The sequence below is a fragment of the Streptomyces sp. ICBB 8177 genome (assembly GCF_003144095.1).
Classification (GTDB): domain Bacteria; phylum Actinomycetota; class Actinomycetes; order Streptomycetales; family Streptomycetaceae; genus Streptantibioticus_D.
Genome location: NZ_NSKH01000024.1, coordinates 29,587 through 31,898 on the forward strand (window position 1 = coordinate 29,587; position 2,312 = coordinate 31,898).

Annotated in this window: 1 protein-coding gene; it reads left to right on the top strand. The window is 72.8% G+C overall.

Going from position 1 to position 2,312, the window contains the following annotated elements; all coding sequences use genetic code 11:
• The coding region (locus CK485_RS26370) for a condensation domain-containing protein (protein WP_146214596.1) at window positions 1-2,312 on the top strand (2,312 nt) is incomplete at both ends.

Below are 2,312 nucleotides of genomic sequence, written 5' to 3' on the forward strand. Positions count from 1 at the left end.
CCACACCGACAACGCACGCAACCCCCGCACCCCACGCGAGGAGATCCTGCGCGATCTGTTCGCCGACGTACTCGGCATCGAACACGTCGGCGTGGACGACGACTTCTTCGCGCTGGGCGGACATTCGCTCCTGGCGACCCGCCTGGTCAGCCGCGCCCGCACCGCACTCGACGTCGAGCTGGAGGTGCGCACCCTCTTCGAGCACCCCACGGTATCCACGCTGGCCGACGCGCTCGACGCGGTGGGCGGGACCGTACGTCCCGCGCTGCGTCCGCAGAGCCGTCCCGAGTTCGTGCCGTTGTCGTACGCGCAGCAACGCCTGTGGTTCCTCGGCCGTCTCGAAGGGCCCAGCCCCACGTACAACATTCCGCTCGTGCTGCGGCTGGACGGCCGGCTCGACACCGAAGCGCTGCGCGCCGCGCTGGGCGACGTCGTCGAGCGGCACGAGACCCTGCGGACCGTTCACCCCGAAACCGACGGCGTGGCACGGCAGTTGGTGCTGGGCGCCGGGGCGGTGCGGCTCGATGCCGAGCCGGTGGACGTGGCGCCGGGGAGGCTGGACGAAGCGCTCACGGCCACCGTGTCGGAGGCGTTCGACGTCGAGTCCGACGTCCCGGTGCGCGTGCGGCTGCTGCGGACGGGGCCCGATGCTCACGTGCTCGTACTGACGCTGCATCACATCGCGGGTGACGGCTGGTCGCTGGCCCCGCTGGCCCGGGACCTGGGCGCCGCCTACCGCGCTCGGCTCGCCGGTGCGGCACCGGACTGGGAGCCGCTGCCCGTCCAGTACGCCGACTACGCCCTGTGGCAGCGGCGGACCCTCGGCGAGGAATCGGACGAGGAAAGCGTGTCCGCCCGGCAGTTGGCGTTCTGGCGCAAGGCGCTGGCGGGGATGCCGGAGGTGCTGGACCTACCGTTCGACCGGCCGCGTCCGGCGGTGGCCGCGCACCGGGGCGACGCGCTCGGCTTCGTCCTGGACGAGCGGCTGCACCGCGGACTCGCCCGGCTCGCCCGGTCGTCCGGATGCACGTTGTTCATGGTGCTCCAGGCCGCGGTGGCCGCGCTGCTGTCCCGGCACGGCGCCGGTGACGACATTCCGCTCGGCACGCCGGTGGCCGGACGGACGGACGAGGCGCTGGACGACCTCGTCGGCTTCTTCGTCAACACCCTCGTCCTGCGCACCGACGTCTCCGGTGATCCCACCTTCCGCGAACTCCTCGATCGGGTAAGGGACTTCGACCTGGGCGCCTACGCCAACGCCGACCTGCCGTTCGAGCGGCTGGTGGACGCGGTCAGCCCCGAGCGCACGCAGAGCCACCACCCGCTGTTCCAGACGATGGTGGTGCTCCAGAACCAGGAGTCGGCGCGGATCGACCTGCCGGGCCTCGAGGTCTCCCCGCACCCCGTGCACACGGGCATCGCCAAGTTCGACCTGACCTTCAGCTTCACCGAGAGGCGCGACGAGGCGGGCGGCCCCGCCGGGGTGGAGGGGAGCCTGGAGTTCTCCACGGAGGTGTTCGAGCCGGCGACGGCCCGGGCGTTCACCGAGCGGCTCGCCCGGCTGCTCACCGCCGTCGTCGACGACCCCGACCAGCCGGTGCACGGCGTCGGCCTGCTCGACGCCGACGAGCGGGCCGAGGTCGTCGAGCTCGGCCGGGGCGAGACCCGCGACGTACCGCGGACGACGCTGGAGCAGGCGTTCCGCGCGCAGGCCGCCCGCACCCCGCGAGCCGTGGCCGTCCGCGAGGGGCAACGGACGCTGACGTACGCGGAGTTGGAGGCCGAGTCGAACGGCCTCGCGCGCGAATTGGGTGAGCGCGGCGTCGCGGCGGGGGATCTGGTCGCTCTCGCGCTGCCCGGTACGGCCGAGTCGGTGGTGGCGATGCTCGCGGTCACGAAGGCCGGCGCCGCCTACCTGCCGGTGGACCCCGACTACCCGCCCGCCCGCGTCACGTACATGCTGGACGACGCCCGGCCGAAGCTTCTGCTCACGCTGGACGGCGTACGGGACCGGCTGCCCGCGCACTCCGTCCCGGTGCTCGCCGTCGATGCGACCGCGTCCTGGGCCACGGCACGGCCTGGCGTACCCGAGGCGGTGGTGACGCCGTCCCATCCCGCGTACGTGATCTACACCTCCGGTTCCACCGGGAAGCCGAAGGGCGTGGTCATCAGCCACGGCGCCGCCGTCCACCACATGGCCTGGATGGCCGACCACCTGCGACTGACACCGCAGGACCGCGTCCTGGCCCGCACCTCACCCAGCTTCGACGCCTCCGTCTGGGAGACCTGGCTCCCCCTCCTCCACGGCGCTT